Source organism: Actinopolyspora xinjiangensis, assembly GCF_900104475.1.
Classification (GTDB): domain Bacteria; phylum Actinomycetota; class Actinomycetes; order Mycobacteriales; family Pseudonocardiaceae; genus Actinopolyspora; species Actinopolyspora xinjiangensis.
This window is the reverse complement of record NZ_FNJR01000005.1, coordinates 292,992-307,365: the sequence shown is the minus strand read 5'-3', so window position 1 is coordinate 307,365 and position 14,374 is coordinate 292,992. Positions and strand designations below refer to the sequence as shown.

General features: G+C 70.2%; 15 protein-coding genes. 2 read left to right on the top strand and 13 right to left on the bottom strand.

Annotation, left to right across the window (positions count from 1 at the left end; translation table 11 throughout):
- Positions 1–147: 147 nt before the first annotated feature.
- A complete protein-coding gene (gene bldD, locus BLQ75_RS10310; protein ID WP_043574581.1) occupies positions 148–636 on the top strand; it encodes a transcriptional regulator BldD in 489 nt (162 codons plus the stop codon).
- Between the two features lie 362 nt (positions 637–998).
- On the opposite strand, the gene nusB is transcribed toward bldD, so the two are convergent.
- The 5 genes from nusB to BLQ75_RS10280 form a co-directional block, all read right to left on the bottom strand.
- The gene (nusB, locus tag BLQ75_RS10305) at positions 999–1,496 is read right to left on the bottom strand and encodes a transcription antitermination factor NusB (protein WP_092600973.1); all 498 of its coding nucleotides are present in this window, start codon (positions 1,494–1,496) and stop codon (positions 999–1,001) included.
- A gap of 75 nt (positions 1,497–1,571) precedes the next feature.
- Entirely contained in the window at positions 1,572–2,132 is a 561-nt protein-coding gene (gene efp, locus BLQ75_RS10300; RefSeq protein WP_092600971.1) for an elongation factor P, read from the bottom strand.
- 91 nt (positions 2,133–2,223) lie between these two features.
- Positions 2,224–3,333: a M24 family metallopeptidase gene (locus tag BLQ75_RS10295; RefSeq protein WP_092600969.1), complete on the bottom strand. Its 1,110-nt coding sequence runs from the start codon at positions 3,331–3,333 to the stop codon at positions 2,224–2,226.
- 1,002 nt (positions 3,334–4,335) lie between these two features.
- Positions 4,336–5,037, bottom strand: coding sequence for a formylglycine-generating enzyme family protein (locus tag BLQ75_RS10285; RefSeq protein WP_211481283.1), 702 nt, complete (start codon positions 5,035–5,037; stop codon positions 4,336–4,338).
- Positions 5,038–5,219: 182 nt separating this feature from the next.
- The gene (locus tag BLQ75_RS10280) at positions 5,220–5,702 is read right to left on the bottom strand and encodes a hypothetical protein (protein ID WP_092601102.1); all 483 of its coding nucleotides are present in this window, start codon (positions 5,700–5,702) and stop codon (positions 5,220–5,222) included.
- Between the two features lie 98 nt (positions 5,703–5,800).
- On the opposite strand from BLQ75_RS10280, the gene BLQ75_RS10275 reads away from it, so the two are divergent.
- Positions 5,801–6,184, top strand: coding sequence for a class I SAM-dependent methyltransferase (locus BLQ75_RS10275; RefSeq protein WP_211481282.1), 384 nt, complete (start codon positions 5,801–5,803; stop codon positions 6,182–6,184).
- A 574-nt stretch (positions 6,185–6,758) separates the two neighbouring features.
- Here BLQ75_RS10275 and xylB read toward each other — a convergent pair.
- The 8 genes from xylB to aroB all read right to left on the bottom strand — a co-directional run bounded on the left by xylB (position 6,759) and on the right by aroB (position 14,323).
- Positions 6,759–8,189 carry a xylulokinase gene (xylB, locus tag BLQ75_RS10265; protein ID WP_092600963.1) on the bottom strand — a complete coding sequence of 477 codons (1,431 nt, stop codon included), beginning with the start codon at positions 8,187–8,189 and terminating at the stop codon, positions 6,759–6,761.
- Positions 8,186–9,211: a zinc-dependent alcohol dehydrogenase family protein gene (locus BLQ75_RS10260; RefSeq protein ID WP_092600961.1), complete on the bottom strand. Its 1,026-nt coding sequence runs from the start codon at positions 9,209–9,211 to the stop codon at positions 8,186–8,188. Before BLQ75_RS10260 ends, xylB begins: the two co-directional genes overlap by 4 nt.
- Positions 9,212–9,225: 14 nt before the next feature.
- Positions 9,226–10,050 carry a DeoR/GlpR family DNA-binding transcription regulator gene (locus BLQ75_RS10255; RefSeq protein WP_170837418.1) on the bottom strand — a complete coding sequence of 275 codons (825 nt, stop codon included), beginning with the start codon at positions 10,048–10,050 and terminating at the stop codon, positions 9,226–9,228.
- 129 nt (positions 10,051–10,179) lie between these two features.
- The gene (locus tag BLQ75_RS10250) at positions 10,180–11,193 is read right to left on the bottom strand and encodes an NAD(P)-dependent alcohol dehydrogenase (protein ID WP_092601098.1); all 1,014 of its coding nucleotides are present in this window, start codon (positions 11,191–11,193) and stop codon (positions 10,180–10,182) included.
- A 17-nt stretch (positions 11,194–11,210) separates the two neighbouring features.
- Positions 11,211–11,432, bottom strand: a complete 222-nt coding sequence (locus tag BLQ75_RS23870; protein WP_211481281.1) for an ABC transporter permease family protein — start codon at positions 11,430–11,432, stop codon at positions 11,211–11,213.
- Between the two features lie 125 nt (positions 11,433–11,557).
- Complete coding sequence (locus tag BLQ75_RS23865) at positions 11,558–11,713, bottom strand: hypothetical protein (RefSeq protein ID WP_211481280.1); 156 nt, start codon at positions 11,711–11,713, stop codon at positions 11,558–11,560.
- Between the two features lie 1,072 nt (positions 11,714–12,785).
- A complete protein-coding gene (gene aroQ, locus BLQ75_RS10235; RefSeq protein WP_092600957.1) occupies positions 12,786–13,217 on the bottom strand; it encodes a type II 3-dehydroquinate dehydratase in 432 nt (143 codons plus the stop codon).
- A complete protein-coding gene (gene aroB, locus BLQ75_RS10230; protein WP_092600955.1) occupies positions 13,214–14,323 on the bottom strand; it encodes a 3-dehydroquinate synthase in 1,110 nt (369 codons plus the stop codon). Before aroB ends, aroQ begins: the two co-directional genes overlap by 4 nt.
- Positions 14,324–14,374: the final 51 nt, after the last annotated feature.

Here is a 14,374-nt window from a genome sequence, read left to right as displayed (position 1 = left end):
GTAACGGGATTCGTGCCACACTCACTCCATGAGCAACTTGACCTGGTGACGCTCGCGAGCGAATATTACTCTCCGTATCAATACTGAGCGTTCCTCCCCGGCAACTTGAACTAGGCTGACGGGGCGAATGAAACGGAGAAACGCCACATGGGCGACTACGCCAAGGCGCTGGGCAGCAAGCTCCGCGCTATCCGCCAGCAGCAGGGTCTTTCGCTGCACGGCGTCGAGCAGAAGTCAGGCGGGCGGTGGAAGGCCGTGGTCGTCGGGTCTTATGAACGAGGTGACCGTGCGGTCACCGTGCAGAAACTCGCCGAGCTGGCCGACTTCTACGGTGTTCCGGTAGCCGAGCTGCTGCCGGAAGGCAGGGTTCCCTCCAGCGCGGAACCCGCCACGAAGGTCGTCATCAACCTCGAACGGCTGCAACAGCTTCCCGCGGAGAAGGTGGGACCGCTGGCCCGCTACGCGGCCACGATCCAGAGCCAGCGGGGTGACTACAACGGCAAGGTCCTGTCGATCCGGACCGAGGACCTGCGCTCCCTGGCCATCATCTACGACATGTCCCCGGGGGAGCTCACCGAGCAGCTCATCGACTGGGGCGTCCTTCCCCCCGAGGCGCGTCCGGCCCGCGAGGAGTGATGAGCCGGCGGTCCGCGTCCGCCCCGCGCGGGTGCGGGCCGCACCGGGAACGGGCCGCGCCTCGTTCGTGGGGACAGCGCGGCCGTTTCCGGGACGTTCCCGGCCGGTGGGCGCGGTCCACCGACTGCAGGAACAGCGATCCGGGGAACCACCGGAAGATTTCGGCGTACGGCGCCGTACCGCTCCGCACGGCCCCGTGCGGCCTACGGTCCCGCCCGGCGGCGGCCAACCGGCACGGACTTCAGCCGGATGCGTTCCGGTGGGAACTCCGCCGGGGTGGCACGCCCCTTACCCGGTCCCTCCCGCCGGTGACGGGGAGACCGGGAGTTCGGCTCGCGAGCCACCCCGGGCGGAGAGGCCGGTCAGCGTTCGGAGGCCGTCGGGGACCCCTCGTCGGGGGCGGCGTCCTGGTCCCCGGCGTCGGACCGCTCCCCCGAGGAGCGCAGCGACTTCCGCTGCCGCTCGTCGATACCGGCCAACCTGCCCAGCACCCCGTTGACGAACCTGGGGGTGTCGTCCGTGGAGAGCGCCTTGCCCAGCTGAACGGCTTCGTCGATGACCACGGCGGGGGGAATGTCGTCCTCCCACAGCAGCTCGAAGAAGCCGAGCCGCAGCACGGCCCGGTCCACGACCGGCATGCGGGAGAGCGCCCACCCCTGGGAGTACTCGACGATCAACTCGTCGATCCGTTCGCGGTGTTCGGCCACGCCGGAGACGAGCGTGATGGTGTACTCACCGACGGCCGGCGCCTCCGTGGACCCGACGCGCTCCCGGAGCAACGTGTCGGGGGGAAGCTCCCGCAGGTCGGCCTCGTAAAGCACTTCCACCGCGCGTTCGCGGGCCTTGCTACGTGCGCCCAACTCACACCCTCTTTTCGGCAGCGCGCGGTCCTGTACAGCACAGTCGGGCCAGCATACCGACCGACCGAGAGCCGCTCACTTGACGCGTCCCAGGTAGCGCCCGTCCCTCGGGTCCACCTTGATCTTCTCGCCCGTCTCGATGAACAGCGGGACCTGCACGGTCGCCCCGGTCTCCAGCTCGGCGGGCTTGCTGCCGCCGGTGGAACGGTCCCCCTGCACACCGGGATCGGTGTGGGCGACCGTCAGCTCCACTGAGGCGGGCAGCTCGACGTAGAGCGGCTCCCCCTCATGGCGGGCCAGAGTGACGGTGCTGTTCTCCAGCATGTAGCCGGCGGAGTCACCCACGGTCTCCGGCGAGACGCTCACCTGGTCGTAGGTGTCGGGGTCCATGAACACATAGTCGACGCCGTCGTTGTAGAGATAGGTCATCTCGCTGCGGTCGACGTTGGCGGTCTCGACTTTGACACCGGCGTTGAAGGTCTTGTCCACGACCTTGCCGGAGAGCACGTTCTTGAGGGTGGTGCGCACGAAGGCGCCGCCCTTGCCCGGCTTGACGTGCTGGAAGCTCGTGACGGTCCACAGTTGCCCGTCGATGTTGAGCACGATTCCGTTTTTCAGGTCGTTCGTGGTGGCCACGGTCGGAGTCTCTCCTGTGCTAAGGCTGCAGATGTTCGCCGTTCGAGCTGGCGCGCGACCGAGAAGCGGGATCGAGCGCACGTTGCCCCACCTAGAGGACGACGAGCTCCTTCGTCGTCAAGGTGAGCAACTCCGGCGTGTCCGCACGCGCGACCAGCGTGTCCTCGATGCGGACGCCGCCCCGCCCAGGCAGATACACACCGGGCTCGGCGGTGACCGCCATCCCGGCCTCGATGGTACCTTCCCCGCGTTGGGACAGGGCCGGTGCCTCGTGGATCTCCAGTCCCACACCGTGCCCCAGACCGTGCGAGAACCGCTCCCCGTAACCGGCCCAGGTGACCACGTCACGCGCCGCCGAGTCGGCGTCGCGCACCTCGGTGCCCACCCTGATGGCCTCGCGCCCGGCCGCCTGGGCCGCGGCCACGAGCTCGTAGACCTCGCGCTGCCATTCGGCGGGCTGGCCCAGTACGACCGTACGGGTCATGTCGGAGTGGTAGCCGTCCACGAGGGCACCGAAGTCCATCTTGACGAAGTCGCCCGTCGCCAGCTCCGCCTCGGTGGGGCGGTGGTGCGGCACGGCCGAGTTGGCTCCGGTGGCCACGATCGTCTCGAAGGAGGGACCGCTAGCGCCGTGGTCGAGCATCCGGCTCTCCAGCTCGCGCGCCACGGCGAGTTCGGTGCGCCCGGGGCGCAGCCCGCCGTGCTCGATCAGCTCGGCCAGCGCCCGGTCGGCCGCCGCGCACGCCATGCGCAGCGCCTCGATCTCGCTCTCGTCCTTGAACAACCGCAGGCTCTCCACCAGTCCCGGAGCGCGCACCAGCTCCACCCCGGGCGCGGTGCCCCGCAGCTCCTCCAACCCGTCCACCGTGACGTGCTGACTCTCGAAACCGACCCGCCGGTAGGTCTCGGACCGGGACTCGGCCCGGCGGGCCAGCTCGGCTGCGCTGGCCCGGTCGATGAGGTGTTCGAGCTCGGGGACCTGGGAGGCGGCCTGCGTCTCGTAACGACCGTCGGTGCAGAACACCGTGCGCGTCTCGGAGCTCTCGGCGTCGGCCGCGTGCACCAGCAGGGCCGCGTTGGATCCCGTGAAGCCGGTGAGGTACCTGATGTTGAGCAGGTTGGTCACCAGCATCGCGTCCACCTCACGCTCGCGCAGGTGGCCGCGAAGGGACTCACGGCGATGTACGTGCGATTCGGGCATGAGGGCAGCTTAGTTCCCGCCCGGGAGCCCTCGCCTGGGCACGGGTGGCCCCGTTGTGCGGTCGGTTCGTCACAGTTGGGAGATCGGGCGTGGCCCGGGCGCCAACCTTCCAGCGATCTCGGGATCGGCACACCCCGCTCCGGAGAACGGTTTGAACACGACATCGACCGCGCACGCCGCGGCGCCGAAACGGCCCTCGACCTCGGATTCGCTCCGCCTCTCCCCTTCGGTTCCGGCGCACGCGGCGTGATCTTCTTCGCCGAACGCGCGGCACTGAAGATCTACACCCACCGATGGCGGGACCGCTGCCACCGCGAGAACACCGGCCCGCGCGCGGCCGCTCACCCCCCGAACCACGCGTGCCCGACGTCCTCGCCCACGATGCGCGGGCCGGACAGCTGTCCTAGCTGGCCGCCACCCGAATGAGGGTGCCCGACCTTCCCCGCACGAGGCGACCACGAGATCGGGCAGGTAGCCGCCCGACCGCACAGCCTGTCGGGCGAGCCTCCTGGCGGAGCTGCCGGAACACCGCCGACGGCTGCGCACCCTGCCGAAAGGCAGCAGCCCCGCACACGCGGCCGCGACCCAGCTCGGGGCCGCCCTGAGCGAGACGGCACCGGCGGCCGAAACGCACTGTGCCCGAGGGGTCGTGCACAGGACTTCTCCAGCTGCGACATCCTGCTCACCGACGGTGAACATCCGGACGTCATCGACTTCGAGGGCTCCGGGACCGGCTGTCGCTAAGAGGATCTCGGCACGCTGGTGCCGCACGAGCGCCTGTTCGGTACACACGACCGGCGCGTCCTCCTGACCGGCTACGACGCCGAGCGTCGTCGATGGAACCCCCACCACGGACCCGGTCAGCGGTGACCACCTCGCCTGTCACCTGGCCCTGCGCACCCGCTGGATCCTGTAATGGGCCCTCGAGCTGGCCGAGCGGGTCGCCGCGACAACCCCGTCGCTGTCGGCCGCGCCGAACGGACGGGAAGCGCTGTGAAGCCCTCAACCGTTCTCGCGCTCCGGCACCGCCCCGCGAGCTACGCGGAAACCGATGTCGTCGAGCCGGTTGGTCGGGTGGGTACGGCGGCGCACCGAGGCGCGGCAGCTCCAGTGCTCGTCGAACCAACCGCCGCCACGCAGGACCCGGTAGGTGCCGTAGACCTCGGGGTCGTAGAAGTCCCAGCACCACTCCCAGACGTTGCCGAGCGTGTCGTGCACACCCCACGGGTTCGGCTGTTTGCGGCCCACTTCGTGCGGCCGTTCGCCGGAGTTGTCGCGGTACCAGGAGATCTCGTCGAGCGGTCCGTACCGCGGCCCGGTGGTGCCCGCGCGGCAGGCGTATTCCCATTCCGCTTCGGTCGGCAGCCGGTAGCCGTCGGCCGTGGTGTCCCATTCGGCGGAGCCGTCGTGCTCGTGCAGGCGGTAGGCGGGCTCGAACCCCCGCAGCCGGGAGAACGCGTTGCAGAAGCGAACGGCGTCCCACCAGGAGACGCTCTCAACGGGGAGCTGGTCACCCCGTGCCGCGCTGGGACGCAGCCCTGTGACCTCGGCGTAGCGGGCCTGAGTGACCGGGGTCGCGGCGATGCGGTAGGCAGCCAGCTCGACCGGCCAGCTTCGCCGCGTCCGGCGATCAGTGAGCACCACCCGCCCCGGTGGCGGGTCGATCAGCTCGACGTCGGTCTCGACTTCGGTACCGTCGGCCACGGGTGCTCGTTTCGTCGGTGTTCTCGCCCGGCAACACGGCACGCACTCGGCGACGAGCGGCCCGCTCGGTGTGATCATACAGCGACCGGCCACCGAATTTCGTTGTCCGCTCACGATCATCCGCGCGGCGCGGTCTCACGGGAATCCTCCCGGGCCGAGCGGGTTCGCCCCGGTACCCCGGGTCAATCGCGTGCGGCCCCTTCGGGCCAGACGACGGTCACCGGCAGGCCGCGCTCGCGGGCGGCCGCGACGGTGTCACCGGTTCCGCCCGCGCCGTCGGAGGGCTGTCCGTCCCAGACGGCGACAAGCCAGTCCACAGTGTCCAGTATGTGAGCGCTGGCGGCCTGGTAGGCCGCACGTCCGGAGGTGGAGAACGGCATGATGTGGACCGTGGTCGCGTACTCGACCAAGGTGTCGAATTCGGGCAGGTCGTCGGGCTTGACCTTCGCGTCACGGTAGTCGTCAGCGGGCAGGACCACCTCGTAGGAACCGCCCACATCGCGCACGGCGTGCGCGAAGAGCTGATCGGCACCGCGCGCCAGGCAGGTCACCCCGTGCAAGCCGTGTTGGACGTGGGGCCGCAGGGTGGTGCGCAGCGCGGCGCGCACCATCTCACGGGTTCGGGGGGTCAGGCTGGAATGCCCGGTGATACCGACGCGGATCAACACGGCACCTTTCGTCGAAGTCAGCGGTGGATGAGGTCCATGATCGCCTCCCGCGCCCGCCGCACGGCGGGGACGGAGGCGAACGCTCGGGACTCCCGATGGAAATCGAGCAGTTTCGTTCCCACTCGTCCGGACCTTCGGGGCTCGGCCAACGGCAGCGCTTCCAACAGCAGCGCGGCGGCCCGCTCGGGTTGCTCGCGGCACGGCAAGACGCGGTCGAACGTGGGCTCGTGACACGTGCCGCGTTGCGCGGAGTTCCGACGTTGCTCCGGGGAAGCAGTTTCGCCTACCGCACGAAGCGGCCTCTCGAAGGCGGCGACACGTTCGAGAACGGCGTGTACGCCCATGGGCCCGAGGCGGACGCGGTGGCCGACGAGTACGTCGAGCTGCTGCGGCGATGGGACCGCGATCTGCGGGGCGGTCCCGGCGCGCGTATCGAGGTGTTTCCCGCTACGCGGCCGACCAGCGAACTCTCCAGGTGACGCGTCATCGAGAAAAAGCACACGCGTGTCGTCGTCTCCTGGTCGGGAGCGCGGAATCCCTGACAGGCAGGGCCCCGCGATAACCACGATTACCGAATGATGGAGGTTGCGTTGACTGTTTCCACCGATTCCGAGGTCCCCATGCCGGCGGTGGCCGAGACCACCACCGATGGGGAGGCCGAGTCTCCTGCTGTCGAGGACTTCGACCTCGACATCCGTTTCTCCGAATCCGGTCCGATCGTCGAGGAACTTATTCGGCCCACCGATGACCACGTTCGTCCGAAGAAATGTTTCCCCGTCATGGCCGGTGTCAGGCTGGTACGGACAGCAGCCAGTGACGAGAGCCCGGCGCGTCGTGGGGACCGCTCGAAATCGTCGGCGTCCGACGCGGGAAGCGGAGGGCGCGTTTCACCGCGCGATCACCCACGCGAGCATTCGCGGGGCGGCCCGGCCAGGCCCTCCTGGTACGCCAACCGCTCCCCGCTGTCGGCGGATCGCGTCACCGTAGCTGAGCGTCAGCCACGCAACACGCTCCTCCGCCGTGGGAACCCGCCCGTCACCCGGGCGGTGGACTTCAACCGTGGACACCGGGATGCATCCGGTGCAGCGTCGAACGGTGCGCCTGTCTGATCCGGGCGCCGTCCGACTCGTCGTCCACGGGCAGATCGACCTCGGTCGCGAGTGGCCACTCCGGCGGCCGGTCGGTGCCCGCCAGACTCCAGGCCGCCTGCCGCGCCGCCCCGAGGGCGACGTACTCGGCCTGGCGGGGAACGGTCACCGGCACGCCGAAGATCCCCGGCGCCACCCGGCGCACCGCCTCGGAACGGGCGGCTCCGCCGATGAGCAGCACGCGGCGCACCGGCACGTCCTGGCCCCGCAGCGCGTCCAGCCCCTCGGCCAGGCCGCACAGCATTCCCTCCACCGCCGCGCGGGCCAGGTTCTCGGGGGTCATGTTGTCCCTGCAGAGCCCGTGCAGCGTCCCGGTGGCGCCGGGCAGGTTCGGGGTGCGCTCCCCGTCCAGGTAGGGCAGCAGCGTCAGCCCGCCCGCCCCCGGCTCGGCCGAACGGGCCAGCCGGTCGAATCCAGCGTTGTCGGTACCCAGCAGTTCCGCTGTCGACGTGAGCACCCGCGCGGCGTTGAGCGTGCACACCAGCGGCAGGAACCTGCCGGTGGCGTCGGCGAACCCGGCTACGGTGCCCGTCGGATCCCCGGTGGCGGTCCCGGAACAGGCGAAGACGGTACCGCTGGTCCCCAGGGAAACCACCACGTCGCCGGGAGCGATCCCCAACCCCAGGGCCGCTGCCATGTTGTCCCCGGTGCCCGCCGAGACGAGCACGCCGGAGGGAGTGGTCCCCGCGGGTTCGCCGGGGGCGAGCACACGCGGGGTGTTCGGCGAACGTCCGCCGAAGGCCCGGGCGAGCAGGTCGTGGCGGTAGCGTCCCTCGCCCGGCGACCAGTAGCCGGTGCCCGAGGCGTCCCCGCGATCGGTGACGTACTCCCCGCCGGTGAGCCTGGCGGTGAGCCAGTCGTGCGGCAGCACCACGTCGGTGACCAGGTCCGCGAGCCGGGGCTCGTGCTCGGCCATCCACCGGAGTTTGGCGACCGTCAGGCTCGCCACCGGAACGGTTCCGGTCATGCCCGCCACGGCGGCCGCCCCGCCGAACTCCGCGGTGATCCGCTCGGCGGCCTCCGCCGAGCGCGTGTCGTTCCACAGCAGGGCGGGCCGCACCACGGCGCCGTCCGCGTCGAGCGCGACCAACCCGTGCTGCTGAGCCCCCACCCCGATGGCCGACACGCCGTCCAGCAGGCCGTCGGTGGCGCGGCACAGGGCGTTCCACCAGACCTCGGGGTCGATCTCGGTTCCGTCGTGGTGCTCGGCGCTGGCGCTGCGCAGCACTTCTCCGCTGGCGGCGTCGCACACCACGACCTTCGTGGACTGCGTGGAGGAATCGATCCCAGCGACCAGCTCCCCGGAACCGGGTGCTGACTCGTGTTCGGTGCTCATCTGGTGCCGTCCTGCGACTCGGGAGTCGAATTCGGAAGGATCTGCAGCTTGCGGCCGGTTCCGGCCCGGAACTTGCGGACCGCGTCCTCGTAGGAGTCCAGCGGGAAGGCGTCGCTGATCATGGTGTCGGCGTCGACCGCTCCGCTGCCCATGAGCTCCACGGCCCGGGAATAGCTGTGCAGCACCGCCATGCTGCCCACGATGGTGATCTCCTCGTTGTAGACCCGGAACGGGGAGAACGACGCGGTCGCCTCGCCCGGGGCCACGCCGAACTGCTGGAAGGTTCCCCCCGGACGCACCCTGCCGAGACCGTCCTCGATCGCGGCGACGACGCCGGTGCAGTCCACCACGACCTCCCAGCCGTGGCGGGCGTGCAGCGCCTCGGCCGACGTGGCGGTGGCGTCCGCGCCGAGCCGCTCGGCCACCTCCAGCCGCTCCTCGTTGAGATCGACGACCGACACCGAGGTGGCGCCGCCCCGGCGGGCGAGCTGGGCCATCAGCAGCCCCATCGTCCCCGCCCCGTAGATGAGGTAGTGCTCGCCGAGCCGGCGGGGAAGCCGGTCGAAACCGCGCACGGCGCAGGACAGCGGTTCGATCAGCGCGGCCCGCGCCGCTGTCACGCCCTCCGGGAGCCGGTGGCAGTTGGCGGCGGGAGCGAGCGCGTACTCCGCGCAGGCCCCGTCCCTGGTGTTGCCGATGGCGTTCCAGTCCTCACAGAGGTTGCCGCGGCCCAGCGCGCAGTAGTGGCAGCTGCCGCAGAACAACGAGGGGTCCACCGCCACGGCATCCCCGACCCGAAGGCTCGTCACTCCGTATCCGAGGGCGGCGACTCTGCCCGCGAACTCGTGGCCGGGCACGATCGGGTAGGGAGCCGGGGCGAAGTCGCCGTCGACGATGTGGATGTCGGTGCCGCAGATACCGCAGGCGTCGACCTCGACGACCACCTCCCCGGGACCGGGTTCGGGATCGGGGACGGTGGTGACCGACAGTTTTCCGGGTGTTTCGATGACAGCTGCGCGCACTGGGGCCTCGTTCCTCAGTCTCGGACGGTCTCTCCGGGAAGGTGTTCGTCCGGGTCGGCGGGGGTGACCCGCACCTCGGTGCCGAACGCCCGGATGGCCGCGATCTCCTGTTGCGGGGTGGTCCCGTCGGTGACCACCAGGTCGTACGCCGCCACTGTGCCGTGGGAGTACGTGGCCGTCTTGCCGAACTTCGAGTGGTCCACGAGCAGCACGCTGCGTTCGGCGGCAGCGCACATGGCTTCCTTGATCTCGGCGAAGTCCTGGATCGGGTGGTACAACCGGCCGTCGGCGACCGCGGTCGCCGACATCACCGCCAGGTCGGCGCGCAACCGCGAGAGGCCGCGCAGCACGTCCGGCCCGGTGCAGGACTCGAACTCGCCGCGGAAACGTCCCCCCAGCAGCAGTACCTCCCGCTCTGCGCCTGACAGGGTCCGCGCCACCACGAACGAGTTGGTCACCACGGTCAGACTCTCGACCGAGGTGAGCCTGCGGGCGCACGGGAACAGCGTGCTGGAGTCGTCCAGGATGACGGTGGTGTCCGGGCGGACCTCGCCGACCGCCACCGCCGCCATCGCCTCCTTCTCCGCGACGTGCAGCCCGACCCGGAACCTGGTTGCAGTCTCCATGGTCAGGGAGGGGAAGGACTCCACCCGACCGCGCAGTTTGCGCAGCAGATGGCGCGCGGCCAGGTCGTCGAGATCGCGGTGCATCGTCATGAGACTCACGCCGAAACGCTCGGCCAGCTCGTCTATGCGAGCCCTGCCCCGATCGACGACGAACCGCAAGATCTCCCGCCTGCGGCGCTCCACCGCGGCTTCCGATGGTCGGGCGGCGGCCACGGCCCCTCCCTTTCGCTTCGCCGGGTTCGTCCTCTCCGTTGCCGGAGCGCTCGCTTGGTGGACCTCTCGGTGGTTCCGAGGCCTCGCCGGGAAGCGAGCGCGTGGCTGCGCGGGTCCTGTTCGGGATCGTCATTCCTGGGGGCGGACGACGGCCTTGATCGCCGTGTCGTCGCGTGCGGACAGGGTGAGCGCCTCGGGAACCCGGTCCAGTCCGAACCGGTGGGTGACCAGCCTGTCGAGCTCCACCGCGCCGGACGCGGCGAGCGCGATGGCGGTCGGCCAGGTGTTGGCGTACCGGAAGGTGCCGGTCAGCTCGATCTCGCGGGTCTGCACGTGCGAGATCGGGAGGGTGAGTTCGTCCCCACCCAGGCCGACGAACACGGCGCGCCCGGCGCGGGCCAGAGTGCCCACCGCCTCGGCGGCGGCCCCGGCGTTGCCGGAGCATTCCAGCAGCACGTTCGGTTCGTACCCGCGGGCGGACAGATTCCGCTCACCGACGTTGACGGTGTCGGCGGCGGCCAGCTCCGAGGCCATCAGCAGCCTGTGCTCGGTCACGTCGGTCACCACGACCTCGGTGGCCCCGAAGGCACGCGCGGTCTGCGCCGCGAGCAACCCGATCGGCCCGGCCCCGGTGATCAGCACACGGTCGCCGGGGGCCACCCGCGCCCTGCGGCACGCCCACACGGCCACCGAGAGCGGTTCGACGAGGGCGGCGGCCTCGTCCGACATGTCCTCGGGCACCGGGTAGGCGAACCGCTCGTGCAGGAGCACGTACTCGCAGAACGCCCCGTCGACGGGCGGGGTGGCGAAGAACCGCACATCCGGGCAGAGGTTGTAGCGCCCCGACCGGCACTCGTGGCACGCCATGCAGGGAACCCCCGGTTCGAGAGAGACCCGGGTGCCGGGTTCGTGTCCGGACACTTCGGAACCGCGTGCGACGACCGTGCCGGAGGCCTCGTGCCCGAGGACCAGCGGTTCGCGGACCACGAACTCCCCGAGCCTGCCGTGTTCGTAGTAGTGCGTGTCGGAACCGCAGGTTCCCACCGCGCTCACCCGGACCAGCACTTCGTGCGGGCCGGGACGCGGAACGGGCCGGTCCTCGACGACGATGTCGTGGACGTCACGCAGCACGGAAGCGCGCATCGACGTTGGAAGTTCGTTCACTCTCCGGTCACTGCTCCCAGGGTCAGGCCGGTGACCAACCACCGGCGGACTGCCAGTCCCGCCGGCATCATCGGCACCACGACGAAGGTGCCGATGGCGCACAGCTGCCCCCAGTCGATACCTGACCGGGTGACCAGCTGGCCGGCGGCCATCGGTAACGTCCGCGAGTGCGGACCGCTGAATACGAGCGCGAGGGTGTAGTCGTTCCAGGTGAACACCAGCAGACGAACAGCGGACAGAACACGAAGGTGGTCACAAGTCCCGACCGGGTCAACGACAGCACCACGTGTCGGAAAGCCTGCCAGTCGGTGCGCCCCTCCACCTTGGCCGATTCCTCGAGTGCTCACGGGACGTCGGCGAAGAACGCGCTCAGCAGCCAGACCGCGAGCGGCGGATCGAACGTGAGATAGGCAAGCACCAGCCCCGCCACGGTGTCGATCAGCACGACCTGGCGGAACATCGGGAACAGCGGGAGCACCACCGCGGCGACGGGGGTCATCCGAACCAAGATGATCCGAAAGGACAGGTGCTTCCTGCCCCGCGTCCCGCCGCGGACCAGTCCGTAACCCGCCGGCGCTCCCGGCGTCACGGACAGCAGGGCCGAGGTCCCTACGGTGCTGCCAGATCATCGTGGCGCAGTCGTAGGGCAGCGCCAGTACCCGCTGGCCCCCGAAGCGCCCGGACACGTCCATCTGCGGCGGGACGGAGTCGTCGAACTCCGACGACTCGCCCGGAAACGAGGGGTCCCCGGCGGGGTCGAGCGGATCGACCAGCCCGTCGGCACAGGGCTCGAACACCTGGTACCGCGACTGGCCGGATGCCAGGTCCAGGGCCGCCTTCCGCACGAGCACGGACAGTCCCGGCGTGACGATGTCGACGTGGATAACGGTCAGCTCGGTGAAGCGCCGGGCGTCGGCGGCGATGGCGCCGAGGGGCGCCGTGTTCTCGGAGACGAGGTTCAAGGTGCACCCGGCGAACCGACGCCAGGGGTCGGCGGTGTCGTGCCGTGCCACGTCCCGACGGCCGGAGCAGCCGCTGAGCACACCACCACCGACCACGACGGCCCCTCCGCCGGGGAGTGTTCCCGTCGGTAGACGTCTTCTGCTGACGGTGGCTGGTTTCGGATCGGCCATGGGCCCTCCCGATGCTCCACCCGAACATGTGATCGGGATCATTCTTAGCAGACAAGCACCACTTTGTTAACACTTTCTGCGATATCTAATGGTGAATGATTCCGAACCGGCCGCGCGAACACGGACGGCAGACGAGCGGAGATGCCGCTGGGGCGCTCCAGCGGGGAGCGGATACCACGACGACGGCGCACGGCGGCCGGCTCCGGAGGCGGCCAATGGCCGGAACGACACAACGATGAGAGAGCTCGGGACGCACCACGCCCGCTTACCGGGGACGGCTCGGGAACCGCTCCGTCACGACGGCAGGCGACGCACGGGGGCGCCGCGTCGCGCTCAGGTGAAAGAAGGTCCGGTCACGTCGGGAATCCGGCCCTGTCCGGGGACGACCGAGCACGGGAAGCCCGCCGCACGGACCTCCCGCCGCGCGGCGGGGACCGGTCAGCTCGCGGTCTCGGCCAACCAGCGCAGCGCGAGGGTGTAACCGCGCACCCCGAGCCCGACGAGCACGCCGGTGGCGAGTTCGGAGATGTAGCTGTGTGCCCGGAACGACTCACGGCTGTGCACGTTCGACAGGTGCACTTCGAGCAACGGTGCGCGCAATTGGGCGCAGGCGTCGCGCACCGCGATCGAGTAGTGTGTCCAGGCCGCGGCGTTGAGCACCACGGGACGGCGCGAATCGGCGGCCTCGTGCAACCAGCCGACCATCTCGCCCTCGTGGTCGGTCTGGCGCACCTCCACCTCGATCCCGAGCTCGACGGCGGTGCGCTCGCACGAGTCCACCAGGTCGGCATAGGTGTCGTGACCGTACTTGTCCGGCTCCCGGGTACCGAGCCGCCCCAGGTTGGGACCGTTGAGCACCAGCACGTTCAAAGCAGAACCTCTTGTCCGGACCTGGCCTCGCCCCCGGCGAGGGCGGAGTAGGCGGCGGCCAGCAGGGAGGGGTCCGGCCCCTCCAGCCTGCCCGGCTTGGCCAGGCCGTCCAGCACGACGAAGCGCAGCGTGCCGGAACGGGTCTTCTTGTCGGAGCGCATCAGTTCGAGCAGGTCGCCCAGCGCGTCCGCGTCGTAGGTGACCGGCAGCCCCAGCCGATCCAGCACCGCCCGGTGGCGGTCGGCGGTCTCGTCGTCGAGCCGGCCCGCCAGCCGCGCGAGCTCGGCCGCGAACACCAGCCCGATGCTCACGGCGGCACCGTGGCGCCAGCGGTACCGCTCCCGCCGCTCTATGGCGTGGCCGAGGGTGTGCCCGTAGTTGAGGATCTCGCGGTGGTGGGACTCGCGCAGATCCGCACCGACGACGCCGGCCTTGACCCGCACGGCGCGCGCGACCAGATCGGCCAGCACGGGGCCGGTCGGGTCCAGCGCGGCGTCGGCGTCGGTCTCGACGAGCCGCAGGATCTCGGGATCACTGATGAAACCGCATTTGACGACCTCGGCCATCCCGGCGATCAGCTCGTTGCGGTTCAGCTCCTCCAGGGTCGCCAGGTCCACGAACACCCGCGCCGGCTCGTGGAACATCCCGACCAGGTTCTTGCCCGCGTCGGTGTTGATCCCGGCCTTGCCCCCCACGGCCGCGTCGACCATGCCCAGCAGCGTGGTCGGCACGTGCACCACACGAACACCGCGCATCCAGGTGGCCGCGACGAAGCCCGCCAGATCCGTCACGGCACCGCCGCCGAAGGAGACCACGACGCCGTCGCGGTCCATGCCGATCTTGCCGAACACGTCCCAGCAGAACCCCGCCACCGCGAAGCTCTTCCCCTCCTCCGCGTCGGGAACCTCGACGCGGTGGGCGTCCACACCGGCTTCGGTGAGCTCCTCCCGCACGGTCTCGACGGTGGTGGTCAGCGTCGGCTGGTGCAGCAGCGCGACCACCGAAGCGCTGCTCAGGAACTCGACGAGCTCACCGAGGAGTCCGCGTCCCACCAGCACATCGTAGGGCTTTTCGGCGTTGACGGAGATCAGCTCGGGTTCGCTCATCGTGTCCTCTCGCTTTCGACGGGCTCGTGCCGCATTCTCCCGCGTACCCCC

Excerpts from the sequence above, each read along its gene's own strand:
- bldD (WP_043574581.1), top strand. The coding sequence starts at position 148 with ATGGGCGACTACGCCAAGGCGCTGGGCAGCAAGCTCCGCGCTATCCGC.
- BLQ75_RS10295 (WP_092600969.1), bottom strand. The coding sequence starts at position 3,333 with ATGCCCGAATCGCACGTACATCGCCGTGAGTCCCTTCGCGGCCACCTG.
- BLQ75_RS10275 (WP_211481282.1), top strand. The coding sequence starts at position 5,801 with ATGGAAATCGAGCAGTTTCGTTCCCACTCGTCCGGACCTTCGGGGCTC.
- xylB (WP_092600963.1), bottom strand. The coding sequence starts at position 8,189 with ATGAGCACCGAACACGAGTCAGCACCCGGTTCCGGGGAGCTGGTCGCT.
- BLQ75_RS10250 (WP_092601098.1), bottom strand. The coding sequence starts at position 11,193 with ATGCGCGCTTCCGTGCTGCGTGACGTCCACGACATCGTCGTCGAGGAC.
- BLQ75_RS23865 (WP_211481280.1), bottom strand. The coding sequence starts at position 11,713 with ATGACCCCCGTCGCCGCGGTGGTGCTCCCGCTGTTCCCGATGTTCCGC.
- aroB (WP_092600955.1), bottom strand. The coding sequence starts at position 14,323 with ATGAGCGAACCCGAGCTGATCTCCGTCAACGCCGAAAAGCCCTACGAT.